The organism is Nonomuraea sp. NPDC050404 (assembly GCF_040655495.1).
GTDB lineage: Bacteria > Actinomycetota > Actinomycetes > Streptosporangiales > Streptosporangiaceae > Nonomuraea.
This window is the reverse complement of sequence record NZ_JBFAKB010000001.1, coordinates 55542-78560: the sequence shown is the minus strand read 5'-3', so window position 1 is coordinate 78560 and position 23019 is coordinate 55542. Positions and strand designations below refer to the sequence as shown.

Sequence of the window (23019 nt, the reverse complement as noted above, 5' to 3'; positions counted from 1 at the left end):
TGAGCTGCACTCCCACCGGCAGCCCCGCGGGGGACCGGCCCGCGGGGATGGCGGTGGCGGGCGCTGCGGGTGAGGGTGTCCGTGCCGGCGACCGGGCGCGACCTGCCGATCATCCTCTTCTCGCACGGGTACGGCTCGTCGCTGGACGGCTACGGCCCCCTGAGCGATTTCTGGGCCGCGCACGGCTTCGTGGTGATCCAGCCCACCCACCTCGACTCCAGAAGGGTGAGCCTCGCCCCGGACGATCCCCGCGCACGCCGGGTCTGGCGCTACCGCGTCGAGGACATGAATGAAGCGCGTTCTCGACCAGCTCGATCTGTGGAAGCCGCCGTACCCGGTCTCAGCGGGCGGCTCGACCGCAGCCGCATCGCCGCCGCCGGGCACTCCTTGGCTGGGCGGCGGCGCGGGAGGCGTTGTCGGACAGGGCCACCCCGATGGGCCGGATCGACTCCAAGTGAAGCCCGCCCGCTGGTCGTGGGCCCGTCTTTAGGAAGCTCCGATGCGGCTCCGCGCCGCCGGCACCACTCTGCCGATCGCGGTGGCGAGCATGGCTCCGAGGGCGCTGACGCCGGCCAGGGTCAGCCAGATCGTGGCTGCCCCGGCGGACAGTAACCCGGACAGCGCGGCCGGAGCGACCGCTCCCGCGACGGTCACGGCGAGCTGGTTGAGGGCCAGGTACCGGCCGCGGAGAGCGTCTGGGGCGCTCTCCGCGGCGACGGTCGACGTGATGGGGCCGCCGAGGATCTCACCGAAGGTGTAGCTGCCTGCACCGAGCAGCACGATGCCGACCGCGAGGGCGAGCGCGGCCACGTGGTCGGCGGCGAGGAACAGGAGGTAGCCGGCCGCGAAGCAGGCGTGTCCGGCGACGAGGACGCGGCTGCGGATCCGCCCGCTCAGCCACCTGAGGACGACGCCCTGGCCGAAGCCGACCATCAGGGTGTTGAGCGTGAAGGCCGCGCCGGCGGTCCAGCCGGGCAGTCCCAGCACCTCCACGGCGTAGACCGGTATCGCGACGTTGAGGGCGAACAGGGAGATCGCGAAGCACAGTTGATGCGCGACCAGCGACAGGTACCGCCGGTCCCGGAGCACGTGCCCCCAGCCTCCGGCGGCGTCCTGGCCCGCCTCGGCGCGGACGTTCGGCACGGCGCGCATCAGAACGAAGGCGGCGACATAGGACAGGGCGTTGACGAGCACGATCCCGGCGTAGATGCCGTGCGTGCCGAAACCGACCGCGACGGCGGAGAGGAGGCCGCCGAGTGCGTAGCCGAGGTTGCGTACCGACCCCAGAAGGCCGAACCAGCGCTCGCGCCGGCCGGGCGCGGCCAGCGCCGTGACGATCGCGCCGTAGCAGCTGAAGGACACTGCCCGCCCGGCACTGTTCAGCCAGGCGCAGATGGCGATCTGCCATGTCTGGTCAACGAGGAGATAGCCGGCGAAGCCGAGCGCCTGGGCCAGGTTCGCCGCCTGCAGCACCGGTTTGGCGCCGTACCGGTCGACCAGTCCTCCGGCCAGAGGGCCCGCCGGGAGCGCCAGCAGCCCGGCCGTCGTCAGTGCCGCGCCGACCTGCACCAGCGTCAGCGGCGTCGTGGCCAGGAAGTACAGCAGGGAAACGGGGACGAAGACACCGGTGCCGATCGAGTCGATGATGATCGCCGCGACGAAACGGCCGTGCCGAGCTTTCGATGTGCAATCGGGAATGGACACAACCCGGGACGGTATAGATTCTATACCGGTATCTACAACGCTACCGGGAGTCGTGCATGGGTAAGGCGTACAACGTCATGGCCGCGACCTGCCCCAGTCGCACCGTTCTGCACCGGATCGGGGCGCGCTGGACCGTGTTCATCGTCAACGCGCTGGACAACGGGCCGATGCGATTCACCGAGCTCAAGGCGCGCATCCGGGGGATCACACCGAAGGCGCTCACCGAGACGCTCCGCGCGATGGAGTACGACGGCCTGGTCTCCCGCACGGAGACTCCGGCGAACCCTCCGCATGTCGAGTACGCCCTCACCGGCCTCGGCCGGTCACTGCTGACACCCCTGCGTGCCGTCCGGGAATGGGCCGAGAGCCACGTCCCCGACATCGAACGCGCCCGCGCCCGAGCCGACGCGCTGCGGGAACCCGCGTCGGGCGACGCCCCCATCCTTGCGCGCCCTTGACCATCGGCTGGCGATACCAGAGCTCCTCACCCTTGGGCATCGCCGGCACGTCCTGCGGCCGTCAGTGCACAGGCATGGTGATGGACGAGTCCCAGGCCCGCACCCCGGACAGCTTGGTGTAGAAGGACTCGCACGAGCCCCCGGGCGGTGATGATGCCCATCGCGCGCACCATGGAGCTCCCGGCGATGCCTCCGGCCGGCGTGCGTGCACCGTCTTGTTCCTGTCCTTGCCTGGCCACATTTGTGGTTTGGATCGCCGTTGCCAGCCGCTGTCAAAGGCTCTTTGGGCAGGACCTCGTGTCGTCATTGCCCGTGCCCCCGGCCGGTGCGGTCATCCTGGACGGAGCAGGAAAAGTCCGCACGCTCGGAGATGCTCGCATGGACTCCGTCGTCTGTCGTTCCTTCTCGGCCTGCGCCCTGACCACCGGCAGCAGCGCCACGGCGGAATCGGCGGACGTCATCGAGTGCGTCAAGGGGGCCGGCGGGCGATCGGCGGCCCGCCGGGTTCGTCAAGGCCACCGCCGAGGCCGGGCTGCGGCACCGCACCGGGCACGGCGGGCAACGAGGGAGGTCCGAATGTACACGCGAGTGATCGCGGTGCTGGTGACGGCGCTCAGCGCAGGCGTTCTCGCGGCTGCGGCCGGTTCGCCCATCGCACACGCACAAGGCGAGATCGACGTGACGCCCCTCGACGTCAAGGGAGGCCAGCCCGTGACGATCACCTTGACGTGCGCGTCCACGACCGCCAGGGGGATCATCGACGGGCCGACCTCCTTCGGCGGCGGCGAGGTGACGCTGACCGACGGCACGGCCACGGTGACACGGACAGTGGCCGCCGCCACGCCCAAGGGCACTCACGAAGTCATGGGCTACTGCGAGGACGACCCGGACGCCTCCGGCTACACCGCGACCGACGGGATGACCATCACCGTCACCTGACGTACGGGGCCGCCCATCGGCGGATCCCCCGCAACACGCCACCGGGTTCCCCGCCGGCCTCAAAGGCTGCTCCGGCGACTGGGTGCAGATCGACAATGGCCAATTCGCCGGCGGCTGGCTCCCGCACGGCCTCCTGTCACCGGTGGTACGGCCCACTCCGTAGCGACCGTCTCATCCGGTGGCCCTGGCCGCGCTCACACGGGCAACTGGGGGACAACACGATCTTCGACCGGTTCCGCTCCAACTACTACGCGGTACGCGTCGGCGCGGGAATCCGTTCGGCGGGCAACGGCACCCCGGCCGCCCGCTGACCCCCTCACCGACTCTGGGACTTCAACGCCGCCAGCACCGGGAGCGTCGCCAGAAACAGGGCGGTCAACGCGGCGACACCGGTGAACGCCCGCTGCACGCCCATGGCGTCGGCGAGCAGGCCGAAGTACGCCGGTCCCGCGAGGTAGCCGAGGTAGGCGACCGTGGAGATGGTGGAGGTGGCCCGTCCCCGTGAGGCGTCGGGGACGGGGCGCAACCCGTACGACAGGAGGGTGGGGTAGAGCGCCGAGGTGCCTACGGCCGCCGCGACGATGCCCGTCAGGGCGAGCGGCAGAGTGACCGCGGACGCGGTCAGGACGCCGCCGGCCGTGGCGATGACACCGCCCGCGACCAGCGTGGCGACCGGGTGGCGCAACGTGGCCGTGGCGAAGGTGAGGCGGGCCAGGGCGGAGGTCGTGGCGAACGCGGCGGGCGCGACGGCGGCCAGCGCGGGCGCGGCGGTGAACGCGTCGGTCAGCAGGACGGCGGCCCAGGTCTGGTACGCGTTCTCGGCCGCGAACGCCAGCGCGCCGATCATGCCGATGACCAGCAGGGCGACCCGCCACGGCACCCGACCGGCGCGACGCGCCGGCACATCCCGGCTTCCTGCTCCGGCGGTTTCCTGAGCGGCTTCCCGGACGACTTCCCGGACGACTTCCCGGGCGGTTTCCTGCGCGGCTTCCCGGGCGGTTTTCCGGGCGACTTCCCGGGCGGTTTCCCGGGCGACTTCCCGGGCGACTTCCCGGGCGGTTTCCTGAGCGGCTTCCGGGGCGGTTGTCTGGGCTGCGGTCGAGCGGGTCGCGGCGATGACCGCCAGGCCGAGCGCCATCACGATCACGGCGGCGGCGGTGAAGATCACCAGCAGGCCGCCCGCCATCGTGGTGAGCGCCCCCGCGCCCAGGCTGGCGACCGCGACCGTGGCGGAGAACGCCGCGTGCGACCGGGCCACCACGGGCCGTCCGGTCCGCTTCTCGACCGTCGCCGCCAGCGTGTTGATCGCCACATCGGCCGCTCCCGAACCGGCTCCCACCGCGAGAATGCCCGCGCACAACCCGGCATAGCTCACCGACGCGAGGGACAGCACGACGCCCAGGGCACCCAGCAGCACGAGCAGCACCCCGGCGACCCGCAGCCCGAGCGCGTCGACGAGCCGCCCGGTCAGCAGCATGGCGGGCAGCGCTCCGAGGCCCACGAGCAGCAGCGCGACGCCGAACCGTGCGTCGCTCACCCCGGCCTGGGCGCGCAGCAGGGGCAGGCCGGCGCCCCACACCCCCCAGAAGGCGCCGAAGCCGGCGAAGGCCAGGAACGGGGCGGCACGCAGCGTCCGCGCGGGACGAATGATCACTGTCGACATTTGTGTAACGCTACACAAATAGGATGGTCCCGTGCCGAACAACCGCAGACGCGTGACGTTGAAGGACGTGGCGGCCCGTGCGGGGGTGTCGCCCATGACCGCCTCCTACGCCTTCACCCGGCCCGCCCGGGTCGCGGCCGCCACCCGCGACCGCGTGCGGCGCGCGGCCGACGAGCTGGGCTACCGTCCCGACGCCGTGGGCCGCGCGCTGAAATCCGGCCGGACGCACCAGCTCGGGGTCGTCTTCAGCGAACACCTGGCCTACGCCTTCGACGACCCGGCGGCGGCGCGGTTCCTGGCCGGGGTCGCGGAGGTCTGCGTCGAGCAGGGCCGGGGCCTGACGTTCATCCCCACGCGAGGAGACGCCGCCGACGCGGGCCGGGTGCTGTCGGCGGCGGTGGACGGCTTCGTGCTGTGGACCACCGCCGCGGACGATCCGGTGCTGGCCGCGGTCGCCGAGGACCCCCGCCCCGCCGTCATCCAGGGCGGGCCGGGGCGCCAGGGGCTGGCGTGCGTCACCCAGGACGACTACGGGGCCGCCCTCGCCGTCGCCTCCCATGGGCTGCGCGAGGGCCGTACGCCGGTGGTGATCTCCTTCCCGCTCGACCGCGACCGAAGCCGCATGGTCACGACCGGCGCCGGCCTGCCGCCCCATGTGCCGTTCCCCGTCACCGACGCGCGCCTGCGCGGCTACCGCACCGCGATCGAGCGGGCCGGGCTGAGCTGGGCCGGCACCCCGGTCGTCGTCGTGGCCCGCAACACCCAGCAGGACGGCGCCGCGGCGGCGCGCGACCTCGCCCCTGGGCTCGCCCCCGGCGCGCTCGTCATCGCCATGAGCGACGAGCTCGCCCTGGGCGCCCACCAGGCACTCAGGGAGACCTGCCCGCAGGCCGCCTACCTCGGCTGGGACGCCTCACCGGCCGGCCGGCGGATCGGCATCACCTCGGTCACGAACTCGCTGCGCGACCAGGGCCGCCGCTGCGCGCAGGGCGCACTCGACCCCGACCGGCTGGACAACCGGGAGATCCCGTGGACCATCACCGGCCATTGACCACGTAGTCGCACAGTGCAGGGGGCTGAAGTCCTTGAGATCGTACAGAGAGCCACTCTCTTGGAGCTATGCAGGGGCCGGCCCGAAACTCGCTTGATGGCGATCTGTGCCGCGTTGAATACTGAGAGTGCTATTCCTGGCTCGCGGCCGTCGCTGGCACGAGGACGACCGCAGGCGTTCCTTCATCTCCGCTGAGCGCTGAAAGGGTGCCGCAGTATGGCCACAACCGTCCCTGAACCGCCGCCCGCCACGACGTCCGCCTTCGACCTCTCGACCCCCGCCCCGTCTTCAGCCCCGACCACCACCCCCACTACGGCCCCCACTGCGGACCCGGGCGCCACCGTGAGGGAGAGCTCCGAGTCCCCCGGAGTCGCCGCCGCGACACCCCCCGAGGCCGCGGAGATTCCGGGCAGGACGGCGGCCCTGCCGCCCGCAGGACGAGGAGACGGTGACACGCGGCCGCTCGCCCAGCGGTTCGCCGAAGACGAGGGGCGGCAGTAACCGATGCAACTGCACTTCCGTAACAGATACACCTCCAAGATCTGCATCGCCATCATGTTCTTCAGCCCCGACGGTTGCCGGAACTACGGACAGTGGGGCACCCGCGGCTGGTGGTGCATAGACCCCGGCGGGGAGGTCCACGTCCTCAACACCGGCAACCGTTACGCGACCTTCTACGCCGAAGCCGCCAACGGCGCGGTATGGACCAGCGACAGCAACTACATCATGGTCGTCAACCATGCCTTCGACTCCTGCATAGGCATCGGGGTGACCCCGTCCCGCAGCGTCGGCACCCGGCTCGTCGACCTGGGCGACAGCGACCGGCACTTTGTCAACCTGATCGCCTGAAGCGCGCCCGCGAGGGCCGGACCCCTTTGCGAGGCCCCGGCCCTCGCGGCGTTCCTGCGGGTGATTCCTCCGCACGGCCAGTGACGTCCGCCGAGCGTTGGAGTCGTGTACGTGAGCGGCGTCCGGGGCGGACGCGGGCTGACTGCCAAAGCTTCAGACGGCGTCTTCCATCCGTGGGACTTGTGAGCACCATGGCCGCAGTCTGTTCGACCGTAACGGACCTGCTCGGCATGTTCCAGAGCAGCCCCACCGTCATCAGTTGATCTTGAGGACGACAAGGCATACCTACTGCCCAGCAGGCCAGCAGGGCGATGTACCGCACCCCGAACGGGTTCCGATGCGCTCACGCAGGCCGATCGTCCGGAACCCGGCGCGGACGTACAGGGCCAGGCTGGCGGTGTTCTCGGGAAAGATCCCGGACTGGATGGCCCAGATGCCCGCGGCTTCAGTGGAGGCGATCAGCGCCTGCAGTAGCGCCGGGGTGGATGTGGATCGAGCGCTCGGCCACCCCGGCGTAGCAGGCGCACGCTGAGACGGCCGAGGTGGCGACCCAGCCGAGGACCCGGCCCGATGCGCCGTCGAGGGCGACGTGGCGGTGGCCGGGCAGCTTGGCCGCGTCGAACTGCGGCCAGGTCGGGGCGGTGGTCTCGAAGGTGGCCTGGCCCTCGTCGATGCCGAGCTGGCAGATGGCCGGCACCTGCTCGGCGTGCTCGGCCGTCATGGGCGCGATCAGGGGCCCGCGCGTGGTCACGTCGTTGTGCGCGGGGTTGCTCACCTGGTCGTTGCGGGCGTGGTGGTGAGGTCGTCGATCAGGGCGCGCACGCGGGTCTCGATCGCGTCCCGGATCGGTCGTACGGCCTCGACGCCTTGCCCGGCCGGGTCGTCCAGCACCCAGTCCTCATAGCGTTTGCCGGGGACGACGGGGCAGGCGTCGCCGCAGCCCATGGTGATGACCACGTCGCTGGCGGCGACGGCGTCGGCGGTGAGCACCTTGGGGATCTCGCCGGTGAGGTCGATGCCGGCCTCGGCCATCGCCGTCACCACGGCGGGGTTCACCTGGTCGGCGGGCGCGGATCCGGCCGAGCGCACGCGGATGCGGTCGCCGGCCAGGTGGGTGAGGAAGGCGGCGGCCATCTGGGAGCGGCCGGCGTTGTGCACGCACACGAACAACACCTGCGGCAGCGCCGGCACCTGCGGTGGGGCGGGCTGGTCGGACATGTGTTCTCCTATCGGGGCAGGTCGGCGGTGACCGCCGGGCGTACGGCGTCAGGGGCGGGCCGCGGGGTGTTCGGGAACAGGGCGGTCAGGAGCAGGCCGCCGAGTGCCGCCCCGGCGAGCTGGGCGGCGACGAAGCCGGGCACCGAGGCGGGGGCGATTCCGGCGAAGGTGTCGGTGACGGCCCGGCCGAGGGTGACGGCGGGGTTGGCGAAACTGGTGCTGGAGGTGAACCAGTAGGCGGCGCCGATGTAGCCGCCGACCGCGACCGGCGTCAGCGCGTCGCGGCCCTGCCGGGCCAGGGCGAAGATGACCACGATGAGTCCGGCGCTGGCCACCATCTCGCCCAGCAGCAGGTGCGGCGCCGAGCGGTCCTGGGCTGAGAGTTGCAGGGCGGGCAGCGCGTACATCGCGTTGGCCAGCATGGCTCCGGCGACGGCTCCGCCCGCCTGGGCGGGCAGGTAGGCGGCCAGGTCCCGGCCGCGCACGGCGGCCACCGCGTGCCGGCGGGTCAGCAGCCAGGCCGCGAGGGAGACGAGCGGGTTGAAGTGCGCGCCGGACACCGGTCCGAGGACGGTGATGAGCACGGCCAGGCCCGCCGTGGTGGCCAGGCTGTTGGCCAGTAGTCGCACGCCGGCGTCGGGCGACAGCTCGGCCGCCATGATGCCGGAGCCAACCACCACGGTCACCAGGGCGGCGGTGCCGACCAGCTCGGCCAGCGCCCGGCGGGTCAGGCTCACCGGGTTCTTCGCGGGGGTCGGGCTCACCCGGGGCCCGCGGCGAGCGTCTCGGGCAGGGCGAGCACGCCGGTCAGGCGCTTGAGCGCGGCCGGGATGATCCAGTAGTAGACCCAGGTGCCGCGCCGCCGGCTGTCGATCAGCCCGGCCTCGCGCAGCACCTTCAGGTGGTGCGAGATCGTGGGCGCGGTCACCGTGAAGGCGACGGTCAGGTCGCACACGCACACCCCCTCGCCCTCGTGCAGGCCGCCCTGGTGCGCGCCGACCAGCGACAGCAGCCGTACCCGGATCGGATCGCCCAGCGCCTTGAACACCCGTGCCAGTTCGGCCGCCTCCGCCTCGCCCACCGGCTCGGCGACCAGCGGCGCGCAGCACCCGGAGGGCAGCACCGGCAACTCTCGCTTCGACATGCATCTAATTTGACAGATTCCTAAGCAGTGGCGCAAACTCGGCACTGCTTAGATGTTTGTCGAAACAATGTGATGGGAGATCGTCATGTCCCGTGTTCAGCTCGCCCTCCGCGTCGCCGACCTGGAAGGCTCGATCGCCTTCTACTCCAAGCTGTTCGGCGCCGAACCGGCCAAGCGCCGCCCCGGCTACGCCAACTTCGCCATCGCCGAGCCCCCGCTCAAGCTTGTCCTCATCGAGGGCGAGGCCGGCGAGGACACCCGCATCGACCACCTCGGCGTCGAGGTCGAGGACACCGCCCAGGTCACCGCCGCCACCCAGCGGCTGAAGGACGCCGGGCTGGCCACCTTCGAGGAGAACGACACCTCCTGCTGCTACGCGCTGCAGGACAAGGTGTGGGTGCACGGCCCGGGCGCCGAGCCATGGGAGGTATACGTGGTCAAGGCCGACGCCGACACCCTGACCAAGCAGCCCGACTCCATCTGCTGCGCCACGCCCTCGGCGGACGACGCGACGACCGCAGCGTCAACCGCGGGGCCGGACCTGGCCGAGGCGGCCCAGGGCGCTGGGCAGACCCAGGGGTAGGCCTGCTGCTGACACCCCCGCCCGGCGGGGCGCGCAGACACCCGCGCCCGCCGGTGACTCACTGCGGCGCACCACCGGGGACGGCGGCTCCCAGCTCCAGATGGCGGTGTCCCCGCTGTGCCATTGCCCCGCCGCGATCAGCCGCTCGATGGCTCCCCGGAGCTGGGCGGCGGTGACGGCGGTGGCATCATCGGCTGGCCTCAGCCGCACCGTATCCAGCGGTGCCGTCCACGAGGTGCGGCCCATCTCCGGCGCCGCGACGAAGGAGTACGGCCAGCCCGGGATGAACTGCGAGGCGCTTTTGGCCCGGCCGTACACGTGGCACAACAGTCGCTCGGCCGAGCAGGGCGCGTCTGTGCGCAGCCACGGAGACACCTCCACCGCCAGCACGATCCGCCAGTCCGGTCAGCGCGGTAACGGTAGTCCGGCCGGCACCTGCCGCAGTCGTTTCCACGTCGATCCGGCCGTGGTTGAGCCCGCTGTACAAGGCGCCATGCCCGCGCCGGTACTCCGGCGACAAGGACGGGCCCACCTGCGAGTGCACCGGTCCCAGGCTCGCACAACACCGCATCAGCCAGCTCGAACAACGCATCGGCCCGCGCCCTGAGGCAGGCATAGACGTCGTTCCGGAACCGGGACAACACCTCGGAGGACTCGACACCGGCATCACGTGTCAGTGTGGCCCGAGCCCACCGATGGCCACGGACTGGAACAGCGGCCGCAGGCCGGCGGTCTTGATCGGGCCGTGGATCAGCGTCAGGTCGCCGTTCGCCTCGACGGCGAACGTGAGCAGTTCCGAGCGCAGCGTGCTGACGTAGGCCCGCCGCCCGTCGGGGCCCAGCGCGATGCCGACCGGGCCGCGTCCCGCCTCGAACGGGGCATGGGGCACCGGCTCCAGTGAGCCGTCGGCGGCGATGGCGAAGCCCCACACCTTGGTGGCGATGTCGGGGTTGGCGTTCAGGCCACCGCTGGTGACGTAGAGGTGCTTGCCGTCGTGGGTGACGGCCGTGCTGATGGGCACGTCGGGCGCACGGTACGGCGAGCCCGGCACGGGCGTGAGCGAGCCGTCCGCGCCGATGGCGAAGCCGAAGAGCTGGCGATCCGACACGCTCGTCAGCACCTCGCAGGCCACGTAGAGGAAACGCCCGTCAGGGGTGACCGACATGCCGAGCCCGCCCCGCTCGACCTCCACGGGCTTGCCGACCCTGCTCAGCTCGCCCTTCGGACCCACCGCGAAGATGACGACGAGGCCGGGCGGCTCAACGTCATCCTCGGTGATCGCCGGGCGGCCGTGGCTGACGTACAGGAAACGGCCGCCGGGGGTCATGGCGAGGCCGCGCGGGCTGTTCTCGCCGGTGGCGACCGGTTCGCCGAGTTCGTTCAGGCGGCCGTCGAGGCCGATTGAGAACGCCGACACGGTGCCGTCAGCGGTGTTGGCGGTGTAGAAGGTCCTGCCCGACGTCGCGACGAGGCTGCCGAACGGGAAGTCGCCCGTACGGACGGGAGGCGCGAGCACGGTGAGCCTGCCGTCGTCGCCGACGCGGTACTGGTGGACGCTGTCGTCCAGCGCCGTGGCGACGTAGGCGGTGCGGCCGTCGCCGGAGAACTGGAGCTGGCGCGGCTGCTGCCCGGTCGGCATGAGCGGCGGTTCGAGCACCGGCTTTCCCGTCGAGCCGAGCCGGAACAGCGAGATGTCGTTGGAGTCGCCGTTGGTGACGTAGAGGGTGCGGCCGGCGGCGACGGCACCGGCCGGCGCACCGGCGAGCAGCATGCTCGCGGCCAGCACGGCGAGCGCGGCCAGTGCCAGGCACGGTCGGCCCAGGAACAGTCGGAGCGGGCGCGATCGGGGCGTGGCGGGCCGTTGCGGGGAACGCGTTGAGCGCATGGTCTCTCCCATCCGGGATGTCCGCAGGCTGGCAGTCGAACACGGCCGCGGCTTCAACGCGGCTTCACGCGCATGCGGGCTCACGACGGTGATCCCCTCGCCCCACAACGCATGACTGAGCGGGCAGCGGCCCAATGCCGTCGGCCTGCAAGGCCGTACGGTCGGATGCCCCGGCCGGACGCGCCGAGACCGCAGGGTCCCTGACGGGTACGGCGGGTCTTCCGGCTTCGTCGTGCGGGGGTGCAGTCGCTGTCCCGTTCTGATCCAAACGACGGGGACGATCGCGCCGAGCGCCATTCCCAGTCGCATCACCGGGCAATCCGTGGTCGCGCGCACGGTGATGGCTGGGTGGCGGCCCAGACCGTTAATGGCGTTAATACCTGTAGTCAGGCTACATATCGGCAGATGATCTGCCAGCTCAAACGGAAAATCCGCGCGTGAGGACCTGTACATGGTGAGGGGGTTTCATGGTGGAACCTGCGTTCCATGAAAATGAACAGGCGCATCAGCGGCTGGGGGACCTGGGGGTGAGCACGCCCAGCAGGCCCGCGCAGACACCGGCCGTTGGACGCCAAAGGTTGGTCAGACCGTTCTGGGCCTGGATATCGCCACGCCTCCCCAGTGGATGTCGCACTTCGTAATCCGGTACTTCAGCGACGGTGAGCTCGGCAGTGTGCCCGGCCTCGGGACTGGCAGCCAATAGCGATACCAGCGAGCAACAAGGGCCCTCCTGCCGTTTGAGGTGACCTTGTCCCGCGATCGACGCTTATCACGGGCCAGAGACACCCGCCGGCCGACACTTGGGCCACCCCCGTCAGCGTGTCCGCAACTTGCCTAGCAGAGGTTATACAGAAGAGGAGCGACACCAGTTACCTGCAAGGAATTGCCCAGCGTCGCGTAGTTCCGCGCGCAGAGCGGGATCGTGCCGTTGCCGACCGCGCTGACCACGCTACCGATCTCGCCGGGAACCGGCGCGGGGCCGGGGCCGAGCGCGGGCGTGCGGGCGGGACCCCGTGAGGGATGCGCCGGAGGTCCTGGACTCATCGGGCTGCGGGTCGATGTGCTATCGCCGCCGAGTCAAGTCTGCAACGACCTCGTTGAGGCGTTTCGATCGAGCCCCCAATCTTGGGCCGGTCAGACGGGGCACCGGCACGGTATCCGACGCCACCGACACTCTGCGGCGCTTCGAGAGCCGTCCCGAAAACGCTCACTATCAGGACGCGCTCGGTGGCGCCGGGAAACGATTCTTGAAGCCGTCCCGAAACTAGTCCCGAAAAGGGATGCGGTGCGCGCTTGTTTCGGGACGCCTTTTGGGACAGGGCGCGCCCAGCCTGACGATCTACCTGGTCCTCCCACTTGAGCAGTCGCCGCTACACCGCCGCATCCGTGCCGTCGGCCAGCCAGGTCAGCGCGGGCGGGGCTCGTGCACCACGGCGTGGGGCCCGCATGTCCGCCGGCAGGCGCTCCAGCGGATACGCCCTCGCGTGCGTGGCCCAGTTGCCCGGGTCTTCGGTGGGCAACTGGGGCCTGGTCAGGCCAGCCGGCGGGCTGGATCGCCGCCGCGACCAGGTCGCTCGCCGGGAAGCCATGGGTGGGGGAGATCAGTCTGTGCAGATGGTGTTCCGGGCAGGCAGGGCGCGTTCGGTCAGGTAGCGATTGGTCGCGTCCCGGACGCACTGCGAGATCGCGAACATGCTGTAGTCGTCGCCCTCACGACTGAGGACCACGCTGCCGGGCAATTGGCGTGCCAGGGCGTACCCCGCCGCGTGCGGTGCGAAGGCCTGGTGCGTGGACTGCACGATCAGCGTGGGTGGCGCGCCCCCTACCGGCTTGCCGGCAGGCACCGGCTGGGGCGGGACCGGCCAGCCGATGCAGCCGGACAGGGCGATGGCGGAGGAGACTGCTCCACCCAGATGCGGGGACCTTTCGACGAGCCGTCGCTGCATCCGGGACAATTGATCGAACGAGCGGATCTGCCTCGGGTCGTCCGCGCACGCCTGCGCCCGCGCGTGCACGGGATCGAGCGCCGTCCGGTCACCGGCGGTGGCGAACAGGGTGGCGTCCCCGGACTCCGCCTGGAGGATCGCTGCGGCGAGCCGCGGCCAGCCGATCTGGACAACCGGGAGGAGCGGCTGAGTGGCCTCTTGGATGTCCTCGCCGGTCATGGGGTGGCGCACGGCTCCCGCGGGGATGGGCCGGCGGTTCGCACGGTCAACGAGCGCGTCGTACCTGGCCGCCACGTCCTGCCCTCGCAGGACGCAGTCTTGCGAGGTGGCGCACCAGTCAGCGAACCGGTTGAAGGCATCCTCCGCGGCACCCGCTTCCTGGAGTGCCCGGTCCGCGGGCGGCACCGTGTCGTCGATGGCGGTGTCGAGGACCATGGTCCGTAAGCGGCCGGGGAAGAGTTTGGCGTAGGTGCGGCCGAGCAGATCGCTGTATTCGATCCCGTACCAGTTGAGCTGCCGCTCGCCGAGCGCGACCCGTACGGCGTCGAGGTCGCGGGCGGTGCCGGCCTGGTCCATGTGCGCTACCAGGGAACCGTTGCGGCGCACGCAGTCTCGCCCGAGCGTGCGGTTATGGGCGACCAGCTTGTCGAAGGCTGCCTTGCTCTCGGGAAAGTAGCTGATGCCGGCGGGCTTCAGCGATTGCGCGCAGCGGATGGGCGTGCTGTGCCCGGCGCCGCGGGTGTCGACGGCGACGAGGTCGAAGCGCCGGGGCATCGCCCCACCGATCTGTGTCACTCCTTCGAGGGCGTACCGGAACTGCTCGATCGCCGACAGGCCGCGCCCGTTGTTGATCAGCAGCGTGCCGATGCGGTGTGCGGGGTCGAGCGCGGGCTGGCGGACCAGCGCGAGCGTGAGGTGAGCGCCGCGAGGCCGCGACCAGTCCACGGGAACTCGCATCGTGCCGCACTGCTTGCCGGCGAAGACGGGATCGGTGCAGGCCTTCCACCTGATCTGGTGCGTTGAGTGCTGCCGCCCGGCCGGCGCCACTACCGCGGCTGCGGGTGTCGCCACAGTGGCTGCCACTGTGACCGTCGCTGTGGCAGCCACGGCGACGGCAAGCGTCCATCGCCGGCTCCGGTGAAGTCGGCTCATCTGATTGTTTCGGAACACTTTCGTTGTCTCCCTTGTGGGTTTCTCGGCTGACCGCGTCGTCGAATTCGCCCGTACGGAATGGACGACCGATGCGGTCGGCGTGCGTGGCCGCGCCGCCGAGCGCTTGGGCGTGGTGGGAACGCCCCGGATAGGATCGGTCGGTGATGGCCACGCCAGGCTACGAGCGACTGTCCCGGCCGTAGCAGTGCTAGGTTTTCTTGACACCGTCAAGGAGGAGGCGCGGGCGTGACAAGCCAGCGATCGGTGCGCGAGCGGCGCCGCGCCGTGGCGATGGCCGAGATCCTGGCGACGGCTCGGCGGCATGTGGCCGCCCAGGGCGCCGCCGCCCTGTCTCTGCGTGCCGTCGCCCGCGAGCTGAACATGACGGTGCAGGCGCTGTATCACTACTTCCCCAGCAAGAGCGACCTGCTGACGCCGCTGATCGTGGAGGCGTACGAGGAGCTCGCCGCGGCCGCCGAGGCCGGCGCCGGGCACGGCCGGGGATCAACCGCCCTGCTCGTCGCCGCCGAGGGCTACCGCGGGTGGGCACTGGAGAACGTCCAGCTGTTCCACCTCATCTACGGGACGCCGCTGCCGAGCTACCGGGCTGCCCCGAACGGCCCCACCACGTCTGCGGCGCGACGGATCAGCGCCGTGTTCCACCGCGCCCTGTTCGACGGCTACACCGCCGACCAGCTGGCCCGCGCCGACGCGCCCGAGCTCAGCCCCGCACTGCGCCGGCTCCTGGAGAGCCTGCCCGGGCATGAGGAGCTCGGGGTCCTTCCCGCCCCGGCGGCCGCGCTGTTCATCAGCGCGTGGGGGCACCTGCACGGCCTGGTGGTGCTCGAGGTCTTCGGACACCTGTCGTTCATCGGCGCCGGGCAGTCGGAGATCTTCCGCATGGCGATGGGCAACCTCGAAGAAGACATCCGGCAGCGGGTGCCGTCGGAGCGCAAGAGACCTCTCGCTGAGAACGCTGGTTCACCGGCTCGGGCACAGGCACCCTCTGGCGAAAGGACGTCGAGCGTGAACAACCCCGGCCCCTTCGGATTCCTCCTGCCTGGCTGGGAGAACCGCAGCGTGTGGGGATGGGATGAGGGCACGGGCAGCTGGTGGGCGCAGCTGTGGCGCAACGATCTGCCCGACGATCCGGTCGCCGACGCCCCGCACGTGGGGTTCGGCCCGCCGTACGGGCAGCACATCTCCGCAGTGAGCGGCCTGGTGCCGCTGATCGCGGCCGCGACGGGGGAGATGCCGGACCACGTCGACCAGGTGCTGGCCGACGGCATGCGCTGAGCCGTCGCTCCTGCGAACGCGGCGCCGCGCGCCACGCATGAGCCCACCCGCCCTGCTGGGGGCGGGTGAGCTCTTCACTTGTCACTCCAGGGTGGCGAGGATCGTTCTCGCCAGATCGGCCAGGGCCGCAGCTCATCGCGCCAGGACTGTCCAATCGGGTCGCGGTCGCCCTCCCCAGTTTGCCCGCGTCCGGCGGCAGCCTGCTGCGGCGGCACGTTCGTCGTCATGGGGCCCACGATGCGCCGCGCAGGCAGGCGTGGTGCCACGCTCCGCCGCCACCGTGCCCGGGGCGTCCCGCGCCAGCCGCCCGCACTTCAACAGCCCCGAGCCGGTCTCACCCGGCCCGCTCACCCAGCGGGACCCGCTCGCCGCCGTCGCCAGGCCCCGGACGACGCAACAGCAGTCCTTCGACGGCCTTGCTGTCGTACGGCTTCCTCAAGGCGTACGCATGGACGCCGGGCTTCGGCGGGGCACGGTACGTGTTCCGATCGGCGCCGCGATCCGGCATGCTTGTGGCCGGCGGGTTTCGCCTGGACCGGTCATCGGAAGGCGTCCGCGTTGCGCTGGGCCCAACTGGCGAATGTGCCGGGGGAACGGCCGAGCACGCGTGCCACGTCCCGGCTCACCTGCTGCTCGCGCGGCGTGGGCTTGCCGAGGATGTCCAGGGTGGCGTCCGCGACGGGCCCGGGCATGAAGGTCATCATCTGGGTCCGCGCCTCCTGCCTGGTTTGCTCGACGAACTCGACCGGCTCGCCGATCGCGGCGCCGATGGCCGCGGCCATCATCCGCGGCGACACCTGCTCGGGTCCGGTGAGCTCGTAGCTCTGGCCTCCGTGACCGGGCTCGAGCATCGCCGCGGCGGCGACCGAGGCGATGTCGGCCGGGTCGATGATCGGCATGCCCACGTCGCCGAACGGTGCGAACAGCGTGCGGTCGGCGCGGATCGGCTCGGCCCAGGAGAGGGTGTTGGTCGCGAATCCGCCCGGCCGGAGGAGCGTCCACTCGGCGCCCGATGCCCTGATGGCGCGCTCGAACCCGGAGACCAACCCGCCGTGGTACGGCGAGTCCGGCCGGGTGATGACCGCCTGGGAAGACAGCGCGACGATCCGGCCCGTGCCGCCGGCCGCCCCGACGAGTTCGCCGAGCTTCGCCTCCTGGGTGAGCAGGTCGCCCGCGGCCATGAGGAACACGGCATCGGCCGCGCTGAAGGCCGCCTTCAGCGCGGCGGGGTCGGTCAGGTCGGCCCGTACGGCACGGGCTCCTGCGGGCGCTTCGGTGATGTTCCGGCTCACCGCGGTGACCTCCGCACCCGCCTCGGTCAGCAGCCGGACCAGGGGGCGTCCGATGTTTCCGGTGGCTCCGGTAACGACGTACATACGAGCTCCTCAAGTGAGTTGTCCATGTGGCTGATCGCGTTGGCGGTGTTCGGCCCAGAGCCGTGGCCGGCACCTCACCCGGAGATCACCGGATTTCCGGGTGGTCCCGGTGCTGAAGCGAACCCTCCAACAGCTTGAATGTTCAAGCTGATGATAGGCAGCTCCAGATTGAAGCGTCAACCTGATGAGCTTGAAGAGACAACCTGCTTGGTGGCCTTCGCCTCGGCGTACGCGGATAGAATCGAGTCATGGACGCAACTGAGCCGCAGTGGCTGGACGAAGGCGAAACGCGCACCTGGCACGCGCTCGTGACCCTCGCCAGCCGCCTGCCCGCCGCCCTCGACAGCCAACTGCAGCGCGACGCCGGAATGACTCATTTCGAGTACCACGTCATGGCCGTCCTCGGCATGGCGCCCGAGTGCACCCTGCGCCCCAGAGACCTCGCCACCGCCGTCGGTAGCTCTCTCTCCCGCCTCTCCCACCTGCTGCGCCGCCTGAACGACAAGGGCTGGATCGAGCGCATCCCCGATCCGGACGACAGCCGCTACAGCTTCGCGTCGCTGACACCGGCCGGCCGGAAGAAGATGGCCCGCACCGCGCCGGGCCACGTCGCCACCGCACGTCGGCTCGTCTTCGACGCGCTCACCCCTGCCCAGCAGCGTCAGTTGACCGCCATTGGCGAGCGCGTGTGTTCCGCGATCGACCAGAACGACGTCCGTAACCGCTGAAGCCGGAAACCACACAGCGTGGATCCGCGCAAAGACACTGGTCAGGCGTCGCCTTCGGATATGGCCGCCGCTCTACGGGTACGCGGGCGACCTCCCCCCGAGCGCTGTCCTCTTCCTTCGCGGCACCGGGCTCCGCGACGGCCGTGGCCGGGTCCTGGCCTTCACCAACTCACCCGTACTCGGCCAGCCCGAGCCCTACATCCGGCACACGAACGAACCGTTCGACGAGAACGGCGACATCAAAGCGCCGTCCACCGCGGAGTTTCTGCGCGATCACCCGCGGGCCTTCACCGCGCACATCCGCCGCCATCACGGCCGGGCCTGACGCCGGTACGCCTCCCTCAAGGTGTCGTCGATGGCCGAGAGAGCCTCGGGGAAGGGCACTTCGTCCATGTCGAGGAGGCCGAGGTCGCGGCGCGCGGAGTTGAGGAAGTCGTGCTCCGCGGTGAAGAGGCTCTCATCCAGATCGCCCGGCACCTGACCGGGCCGGTGGACGGCACGAGCGACCGCCACCCGGCGTGCGAGGCCGGCGAGGTAATGGGCCTTGTTCACGGTCTCCTGGTCTCGGGCGACCATCTGGACAGCGGTGAAGGACGCCTCCATCTTCGTCTGGTGCTCAGCGCCCTCCGGCCCTATGGCGGGGATGAGACGTGTCCCGTCCGGGCGCAGCCACACCTCGACCCGCGCGTCCGGCCGCGAGACGAATGACCGATACTCCCTGACCGCGGCCACGAACTCCCCGTACGCCGTGCGGCGCGCGTCCCGCCAGCGTCGTTGTTCCTCGCGTTTCCAGGCCCGTTCCTGCGCCCGGGACGCCAGCAGACCGCCCAGCCCGACTCCCGCCAGAGCCATCAGGCCGCTCAGCCAGACCGCGATGTCCATAGCTGCCTCCAGACCGCGATGTCCATGGCTGCCTCCAGATCGACGGTAGGCGACTGACGTCAGACGAGGTAACTGCCGGACATCACGGTCGCCAGCTCGGTGCGGGAGCCGACACCCGCCTTCGGGTAGATGCGGTACAGGTGGGAGCCGATCGTCCGCGGCGACAGGAAGAGCCTTTCGCCGATCTCCCGGTTGCTCAGCCCCTGCGCCACCAGCCGCGCGACCTGCAACTCCTGCGGGGTGAGATGGTCGATGCCGAACGGCACGCCGCGCCGGGTCTCGCCGGAGGCCCGCAGCTCACGATGGGCGCGCTCGACCCAGGGACGGGCGCCGAGCGCGTCGAAGGTGCCCGCGGCGGCACGCAGCACCGGCCGGGCGGCGGCCGGCTGTCGCCGGCGGCGGAGCACGGTGCCGTAAACGAGTTGGAGGCGCGCTCGTTCGAAGGGCCATGCGGACAGGTCGCTCTCCAGTGCCGTCCGCAGCTCCGCCTCGGCCTCCTCCTGCTCTGCCACCAGGGCCCGTGCGCAACGCAGGGCCACGCGCAGCACCGGCTGCGCGCCTGCCTCGTCGAAGGGTGTCAGCTCGCGGATGCGGGCCGCGACCAGGTCACGGCGGTCGCAGTGCAGGCCGGCTTCCGCGAGGTGGGCGATGACGGAGAACCGTACGAACGGATGGTATTCGGCCGCGGACGGCCGGAAGATCTGGTCCAGTTCGTCATGGGCCTCGGCGTACCGGCCCTCGGCCAGCGCGGCGACACCGCGGACCACCTGCACCAGGGCGAGCATGGTGTGCGCGCCCTTGGACAGCAGGTTCCGCTCGCACTCCTCGGCCATGGCGCGCGCGGCCTCGCAGTCGCCGCGCAGGGCCTCCGCGTGCCCGTGGTTGAGCATGTTGGGATAGACGTAGTTGAGCTGCCGGGTCTCGACGGCGAGTTCGTGCGCCTCGGCCGCCGCGACCCGGCCCAGGGAGGGGTTGCCGAGCTGGACGGCGCACCAGGCCTGGTAGGCGAGCGCCCAGGTGAGGGAGACGAGATTGCCTTGCCGGCGGTTGGCGGCCGCGGCGTCGGCGGCCAGCCTGGTGGCCGGGCCGAGCGCGCCCGCGGCGACCGCGCCGGCCGCCAGCTCCGTCAGGTCCATGCCGTTGAGGCCGGGGCCGCCCTGCATGGCTTCCAGCCGTTCGATGACCTGGGCGCTGCGTTCGACCGGCGCGATCAGGCCGAGCGTGGCGACCAGCCGGGGGGTCAGCGCAGGCAGGTCGAGCCGGTCGAGCAGCCCGATCATCGCTTCTCGCACGTCCCGGCCGGGGCTGGAGTAGTAGCTGCGCACGGCGACGCGGTGCACGACGTACAGGGCCCGCTCGTCGTGGCCGGCCCGGCGGAGTTGTTCGGCGGCGGTGACGTGGCCGAGCAGTCGCGTGGCGCCGGACCAGCCGCCGCCGGCCACCTCCTGCAGCCACTGCAACATCGTCTGGTCCTCGGCGGGCAGGTCGCGGGCGGCGATGTCCCGCAGAATCTGGGCCGCCTGCTCGTGGTCGGCGACCTCCAGCGTCGCCTCCAGCGCCCGGAGCAGCAGGCTCGCGCGCAGGCGGGCGTCGCCGGTGAGCCGGGCCGCCTGCACCCACAGGGGGGCCGCCGCTCCCGCCGCGCCCTGTTTGAGTAATCGATCGGCGAGCCCGGCGAGGTCGGCGGCCACGTGCTCGTCGGTGCCGACGACGGCCGCGGCGCGGTGGCGTACCGCGCGTTCCGGATCGCTCACCGCGCGGGCCAGCGCGGCGTGGACCTGCTGGCGCTGGGACAGCGTCGCCTCCTGCTTCAGCGCGGAGCGCATCAACGGGTGGCGGAAGCGGATGAGAAAGCCGTCGTCGACGTCCACCAGGTGGGCGGCCACGGCCGGTTCCGCGTGCTCGACGGTCACCGGGACGCCGGCCGTCTCGGTCGCGGCGGCGAGCACCTGGTCGAGCCGGCCATCGTCGTCGAACGCGGTCACCAGCAGCAGCGCGCGGGTCGGCGCGGGCATCTCGGCGATGGACCGGCCGAACGACCGTTCCAGGCGCGTGGTCAGCGGCAGCGAGCCCGACAGCAGCCCGGTCTCACCTGACCGCGCGACGGTCGCGGCCAGCTCATGGAGGGCGAGCGGGTTACCGGCCGCCTCTGCCAGGATCCTGGCGCGCAGCCGCCGATCCAGCCGGGGGGCGCTCTCGTCGAGCAAGGACGCGGAATCCTGCTCCGACAGCGGCCCCACCTGGAGTTCGGCGAGCCCGTCGCCGTCGGCCAGCCGCACCAGCCGCGCCTCGGTCTCCGAGCTGTCGCGCAGCGCCAGGATCAGCGCGACAGGGTCCGCGCTCAGGCGGCGGCCGACGAAGGCGAGGGCCTCCCAGCTCGGGGTGTCCAGCCACTGGGCGTCGTCCACCAGGACCAGCAGCGGCCGCCGCTCCGAACGCGAGGTCAGCGCGCCGAGCAGGGCCAGCGACAGCCGGAACCGGTAATGGTCCACGCTGTCGCCCGCCACCGGCGGCTCATCGACGCCGAGCAGCCCGAGCAGTGTGTGCACGGCCGCGAACGGCAGGTGCCACTCCGACTGGATGCCGACCACCCGTACGAGCTCCACCTTGTGCTCCGTCGCCTCCTCGGCGGCGACGGAGAGCAGCGAGGACTTGCCGACGCCCGCCCCGCCGCGCACGACGAGCACCCCGCCCGCGTCCGGCAGCTCCGTCACGTGACGCCGCAGGACGGTGCATTCCCGTTCGCGTCCCCAGAGCGTCCGCACGAGCAGTGACTTTACTCCATCGTGCGCGGCGGAACGCGGGACCGTTCGTTTCACGGCAAGCGGTTGCCCGAAGGCGTCATGTCAGCAGCACGGGCAGCACGCGCGGGCCCTCCGTGATGATCGAGGAGGTGTAGAGGAGTTCCTCCTCCGGTACGGCCAGGCGCAGCTTGGGCACGCGGGTGAATAACGTCGACAGCGCGATGCGCGCCTCCAGCCTGGCCAGTGGCGCGCCGAGGCAGAAGTGCGTCCCCCTGCCGAAGCCCAGATGCGGCTGCGCCCGCCGCTCGACGTCGAACCGCTCGGCCTGGGGACCGTACCTGGCGGGGTCGGTGCCGCTCGCGCCGAACCCGACCACGACCGCCTCACCCGCGCCGACCCGCACGCCGGCGATGCGCACGTCCCGCAGCGGGTAGCGCGGCACCGTGTTGACGACGGAGTTGCGCGCACGCAGGGCCTCCTCCACCGCCGCGGCCCAGTCCCCCCGCTCCCGTACCCGGTCGAGCTGGTCCCGGTCGGCGCAGAGCGCGACGACGGCGTTGGCGATCAGGTGCATGGTGGTCTCGTGGCCCGCCACGATGACCGACCAGAGGATCCAGCGCAGCTCGTCGGCGGACAGCCGGTCGCCGTCCGCGTCCTGCACCCTGATCAGGCCGGTGGTCAGGTCGTCCGCGGGGTCGCTGCGCCGCCGCTCGACGTGTTCGGCCAGGTAGGCCAGCAGCGCGGCCCCCGCCCGCGCGGCGTCGGCGGGCGTGGCGTCGTGGGAGACGAGCACCTGGGTCCAGGCGCGGATCCCGGCGCGTTCGGCGGGCGGCACGCCGAACAGCTCACAGATCACGATGATCGGCAGCGGGCCGGTGTAGCAGCGGACCAAATCGGCCCCGTCGCCCTCGGCCAGCAGGCCGTCCAGCAGGTCCTCGGCCAGCACCTGGACGCGGGGCGCGAGCTCCTGGACGCGGGCCGGCGTGAAGGCCCGGCTGACCAGGCCGCGCAGCCGGCGGTGGTCGGCCCCGTCCTTGATGAGGAGGTGCTCGCCCTCGATGACCTGGCGCATCGGCCAGTCGGCGGGGATCCGGCCGTCGTGCAGCGCGGTGAAGTTGCGGGCGTCCTTGCTGTAGAGGACGTCGTCGCCGGCCAGGACGCCGGTGATCGCGTCGTAGCCGGTCACCAGCCAGGCCGGTACGCCGCCGGGCAGCTTGACGGGCGCGATCGGGCCCACCTCGTCGCGCAGCCGGCGGACCGTCCGCACGGAACGTTCGCCGGGGACGGGCAGTTGCTCGGGCGGAAGGTTCATGGCGGGCCTCGCACGGGCGGCAGGGATGCATCCGGTCCTCTGCACTGTGCGGTCCGGTGTGGGCGGCGTCCAAGGCCAGGATGTTGTCA

Annotated in this window: 23 protein-coding genes and 1 pseudogene; 10 read left to right on the top strand and 14 right to left on the bottom strand. The window is 71.4% G+C overall.

Annotation, left to right across the window (positions count from 1 at the left end; all coding sequences use genetic code 11):
• Positions 1-63: 63 nt before the first annotated feature.
• Positions 64-396: pseudogene (locus tag AB0I81_RS00360) on the top strand (chlorophyllase); the annotation flags it as partial.
• Between the two features lie 90 nt (positions 397-486).
• Here AB0I81_RS00360 and AB0I81_RS00355 read toward each other — a convergent pair.
• A complete protein-coding gene (locus tag AB0I81_RS00355; RefSeq protein WP_360647399.1) occupies positions 487-1704 on the bottom strand; it encodes an MFS transporter in 1218 nt (405 codons plus the stop codon).
• A gap of 56 nt (positions 1705-1760) precedes the next feature.
• On the opposite strand from AB0I81_RS00355, the gene AB0I81_RS00350 reads away from it, so the two are divergent.
• From AB0I81_RS00350 to AB0I81_RS00340, 3 genes are all read left to right on the top strand, one after another.
• Positions 1761-2162, top strand: coding sequence for a helix-turn-helix domain-containing protein (locus AB0I81_RS00350; protein ID WP_360647396.1), 402 nt, complete (start codon positions 1761-1763; stop codon positions 2160-2162).
• A gap of 576 nt (positions 2163-2738) precedes the next feature.
• Positions 2739-3101 (top strand): hypothetical protein, encoded by a 363-nt coding sequence (locus tag AB0I81_RS00345; protein WP_360647393.1) that lies wholly within the window; start codon positions 2739-2741, stop codon positions 3099-3101.
• A 95-nt stretch (positions 3102-3196) separates the two neighbouring features.
• On the top strand, positions 3197-3412 hold the full coding sequence (locus tag AB0I81_RS00340; RefSeq protein WP_360647390.1) for a hypothetical protein: 216 nt from the start codon (positions 3197-3199) through the stop codon (positions 3410-3412).
• 5 nt (positions 3413-3417) lie between these two features.
• On the opposite strand, the gene AB0I81_RS00335 is transcribed toward AB0I81_RS00340, so the two are convergent.
• Positions 3418-4764, bottom strand: a complete 1347-nt coding sequence (locus AB0I81_RS00335) for an MFS transporter (RefSeq protein WP_360647387.1) — start codon at positions 4762-4764, stop codon at positions 3418-3420.
• Positions 4765-4795: 31 nt separating this feature from the next.
• Between AB0I81_RS00335 and AB0I81_RS00330 the strand changes: the two genes are divergently transcribed.
• The 3 genes from AB0I81_RS00330 to AB0I81_RS00320 all read left to right on the top strand — a co-directional run bounded on the left by AB0I81_RS00330 (position 4796) and on the right by AB0I81_RS00320 (position 6664).
• On the top strand, positions 4796-5815 hold the full coding sequence (locus tag AB0I81_RS00330; RefSeq protein WP_360647384.1) for a LacI family DNA-binding transcriptional regulator: 1020 nt from the start codon (positions 4796-4798) through the stop codon (positions 5813-5815).
• 216 nt (positions 5816-6031) lie between these two features.
• A complete protein-coding gene (locus AB0I81_RS00325) occupies positions 6032-6316 on the top strand; it encodes a hypothetical protein (protein ID WP_360647381.1) in 285 nt (94 codons plus the stop codon).
• Between the two features lie 3 nt (positions 6317-6319).
• Positions 6320-6664, top strand: coding sequence for a hypothetical protein (locus AB0I81_RS00320; protein WP_360647378.1), 345 nt, complete (start codon positions 6320-6322; stop codon positions 6662-6664).
• A 445-nt stretch (positions 6665-7109) separates the two neighbouring features.
• Here AB0I81_RS00320 and AB0I81_RS00315 read toward each other — a convergent pair whose 3' ends face one another.
• The 4 genes from AB0I81_RS00315 to AB0I81_RS00300 are packed head-to-tail and all read right to left on the bottom strand — an operon-like array spanning position 7110 to position 9026.
• Positions 7110-7439, bottom strand: a complete 330-nt coding sequence (locus AB0I81_RS00315; RefSeq protein WP_360647375.1) for a hypothetical protein — start codon at positions 7437-7439, stop codon at positions 7110-7112.
• Positions 7436-7882 (bottom strand): arsenate reductase ArsC, encoded by a 447-nt coding sequence (locus AB0I81_RS00310; protein WP_360647372.1) that lies wholly within the window; start codon positions 7880-7882, stop codon positions 7436-7438. The genes AB0I81_RS00315 and AB0I81_RS00310 overlap by 4 nt, the downstream gene beginning before the upstream one ends.
• A gap of 8 nt (positions 7883-7890) precedes the next feature.
• Complete coding sequence (locus AB0I81_RS00305) at positions 7891-8646, bottom strand: aquaporin (protein ID WP_360647369.1); 756 nt, start codon at positions 8644-8646, stop codon at positions 7891-7893.
• Positions 8643-9026 carry a metalloregulator ArsR/SmtB family transcription factor gene (locus AB0I81_RS00300; protein ID WP_360647366.1) on the bottom strand — a complete coding sequence of 128 codons (384 nt, stop codon included), beginning with the start codon at positions 9024-9026 and terminating at the stop codon, positions 8643-8645. Before AB0I81_RS00300 ends, AB0I81_RS00305 begins: the two co-directional genes overlap by 4 nt.
• Before the next feature lie 85 nt (positions 9027-9111).
• On the opposite strand from AB0I81_RS00300, the gene AB0I81_RS00295 reads away from it, so the two are divergent.
• Positions 9112-9609, top strand: a complete 498-nt coding sequence (locus AB0I81_RS00295; RefSeq protein ID WP_360647363.1) for an ArsI/CadI family heavy metal resistance metalloenzyme — start codon at positions 9112-9114, stop codon at positions 9607-9609.
• On the opposite strand, the gene AB0I81_RS00290 is transcribed toward AB0I81_RS00295, so the two are convergent.
• The 4 genes from AB0I81_RS00290 to AB0I81_RS00275 form a co-directional block, all read right to left on the bottom strand.
• Entirely contained in the window at positions 9550-9990 is a 441-nt protein-coding gene (locus AB0I81_RS00290; RefSeq protein WP_360647360.1) for a transposase, read from the bottom strand. The genes AB0I81_RS00295 and AB0I81_RS00290 overlap by 60 nt on opposite strands.
• 292 nt (positions 9991-10282) lie before the next feature.
• Complete coding sequence (locus AB0I81_RS00285; RefSeq protein ID WP_360647357.1) at positions 10283-11494, bottom strand: beta-propeller fold lactonase family protein; 1212 nt, start codon at positions 11492-11494, stop codon at positions 10283-10285.
• Positions 11495-12864: 1370 nt separating this feature from the next.
• Positions 12865-13014, bottom strand: coding sequence for a hypothetical protein (locus AB0I81_RS00280; protein WP_360647354.1), 150 nt, complete (start codon positions 13012-13014; stop codon positions 12865-12867).
• A gap of 81 nt (positions 13015-13095) precedes the next feature.
• Positions 13096-14511, bottom strand: a complete 1416-nt coding sequence (locus AB0I81_RS00275; protein ID WP_360647351.1) for an alpha/beta fold hydrolase — start codon at positions 14509-14511, stop codon at positions 13096-13098.
• 327 nt (positions 14512-14838) lie between these two features.
• Here AB0I81_RS00275 and AB0I81_RS00270 point away from each other — a divergent pair, with 327 nt between their 5' ends.
• On the top strand, positions 14839-15888 hold the full coding sequence (locus AB0I81_RS00270) for a TetR/AcrR family transcriptional regulator (RefSeq protein WP_360647348.1): 1050 nt from the start codon (positions 14839-14841) through the stop codon (positions 15886-15888).
• Between the two features lie 539 nt (positions 15889-16427).
• Here AB0I81_RS00270 and AB0I81_RS00265 read toward each other — a convergent pair.
• Positions 16428-17264 (bottom strand): NAD(P)H-binding protein, encoded by an 837-nt coding sequence (locus AB0I81_RS00265; RefSeq protein ID WP_360647345.1) that lies wholly within the window; start codon positions 17262-17264, stop codon positions 16428-16430.
• Positions 17265-17512: 248 nt separating this feature from the next.
• Between AB0I81_RS00265 and AB0I81_RS00260 the strand changes: the two genes are divergently transcribed.
• Positions 17513-17992, top strand: coding sequence for a MarR family winged helix-turn-helix transcriptional regulator (locus tag AB0I81_RS00260; RefSeq protein WP_360647342.1), 480 nt, complete (start codon positions 17513-17515; stop codon positions 17990-17992).
• 309 nt (positions 17993-18301) lie between these two features.
• Here AB0I81_RS00260 and AB0I81_RS00255 read toward each other — a convergent pair whose 3' ends face one another.
• The 3 genes from AB0I81_RS00255 to AB0I81_RS00245 all read right to left on the bottom strand — a co-directional run bounded on the left by AB0I81_RS00255 (position 18302) and on the right by AB0I81_RS00245 (position 22930).
• Positions 18302-18874 (bottom strand): hypothetical protein, encoded by a 573-nt coding sequence (locus AB0I81_RS00255; RefSeq protein ID WP_360647339.1) that lies wholly within the window; start codon positions 18872-18874, stop codon positions 18302-18304.
• 59 nt (positions 18875-18933) lie between these two features.
• Positions 18934-21639 (bottom strand): LuxR C-terminal-related transcriptional regulator, encoded by a 2706-nt coding sequence (locus AB0I81_RS00250; RefSeq protein WP_360647336.1) that lies wholly within the window; start codon positions 21637-21639, stop codon positions 18934-18936.
• Positions 21640-21715: 76 nt separating this feature from the next.
• Positions 21716-22930, bottom strand: a complete 1215-nt coding sequence (locus AB0I81_RS00245) for a cytochrome P450 (RefSeq protein ID WP_360647333.1) — start codon at positions 22928-22930, stop codon at positions 21716-21718.
• Between the last annotated feature and the right edge of the window lie 89 nt (positions 22931-23019).

Coding starts and splice junctions, on each gene's coding strand:
- AB0I81_RS00350 (WP_360647396.1), top strand. CDS start 1,761: ATGGGTAAGGCGTACAACGTCATGGCCGCGACCTGCCCCAGTCGCACC.
- AB0I81_RS00345 (WP_360647393.1), top strand. CDS start 2,739: ATGTACACGCGAGTGATCGCGGTGCTGGTGACGGCGCTCAGCGCAGGC.
- AB0I81_RS00340 (WP_360647390.1), top strand. CDS start 3,197: ATGGCCAATTCGCCGGCGGCTGGCTCCCGCACGGCCTCCTGTCACCGG.
- AB0I81_RS00335 (WP_360647387.1), bottom strand. CDS start 4,764: ATGTCGACAGTGATCATTCGTCCCGCGCGGACGCTGCGTGCCGCCCCG.
- AB0I81_RS00325 (WP_360647381.1), top strand. CDS start 6,032: ATGGCCACAACCGTCCCTGAACCGCCGCCCGCCACGACGTCCGCCTTC.
- AB0I81_RS00320 (WP_360647378.1), top strand. CDS start 6,320: ATGCAACTGCACTTCCGTAACAGATACACCTCCAAGATCTGCATCGCC.
- AB0I81_RS00310 (WP_360647372.1), bottom strand. CDS start 7,882: ATGTCCGACCAGCCCGCCCCACCGCAGGTGCCGGCGCTGCCGCAGGTG.
- AB0I81_RS00300 (WP_360647366.1), bottom strand. CDS start 9,026: ATGTCGAAGCGAGAGTTGCCGGTGCTGCCCTCCGGGTGCTGCGCGCCG.
- AB0I81_RS00295 (WP_360647363.1), top strand. CDS start 9,112: ATGTCCCGTGTTCAGCTCGCCCTCCGCGTCGCCGACCTGGAAGGCTCG.
- AB0I81_RS00285 (WP_360647357.1), bottom strand. CDS start 11,494: ATGCGCTCAACGCGTTCCCCGCAACGGCCCGCCACGCCCCGATCGCGC.
- AB0I81_RS00265 (WP_360647345.1), bottom strand. CDS start 17,264: ATGTACGTCGTTACCGGAGCCACCGGAAACATCGGACGCCCCCTGGTC.
- AB0I81_RS00260 (WP_360647342.1), top strand. CDS start 17,513: ATGGACGCAACTGAGCCGCAGTGGCTGGACGAAGGCGAAACGCGCACC.
- AB0I81_RS00255 (WP_360647339.1), bottom strand. CDS start 18,874: ATGGACATCGCGGTCTGGCTGAGCGGCCTGATGGCTCTGGCGGGAGTC.
- AB0I81_RS00245 (WP_360647333.1), bottom strand. CDS start 22,930: ATGAACCTTCCGCCCGAGCAACTGCCCGTCCCCGGCGAACGTTCCGTG.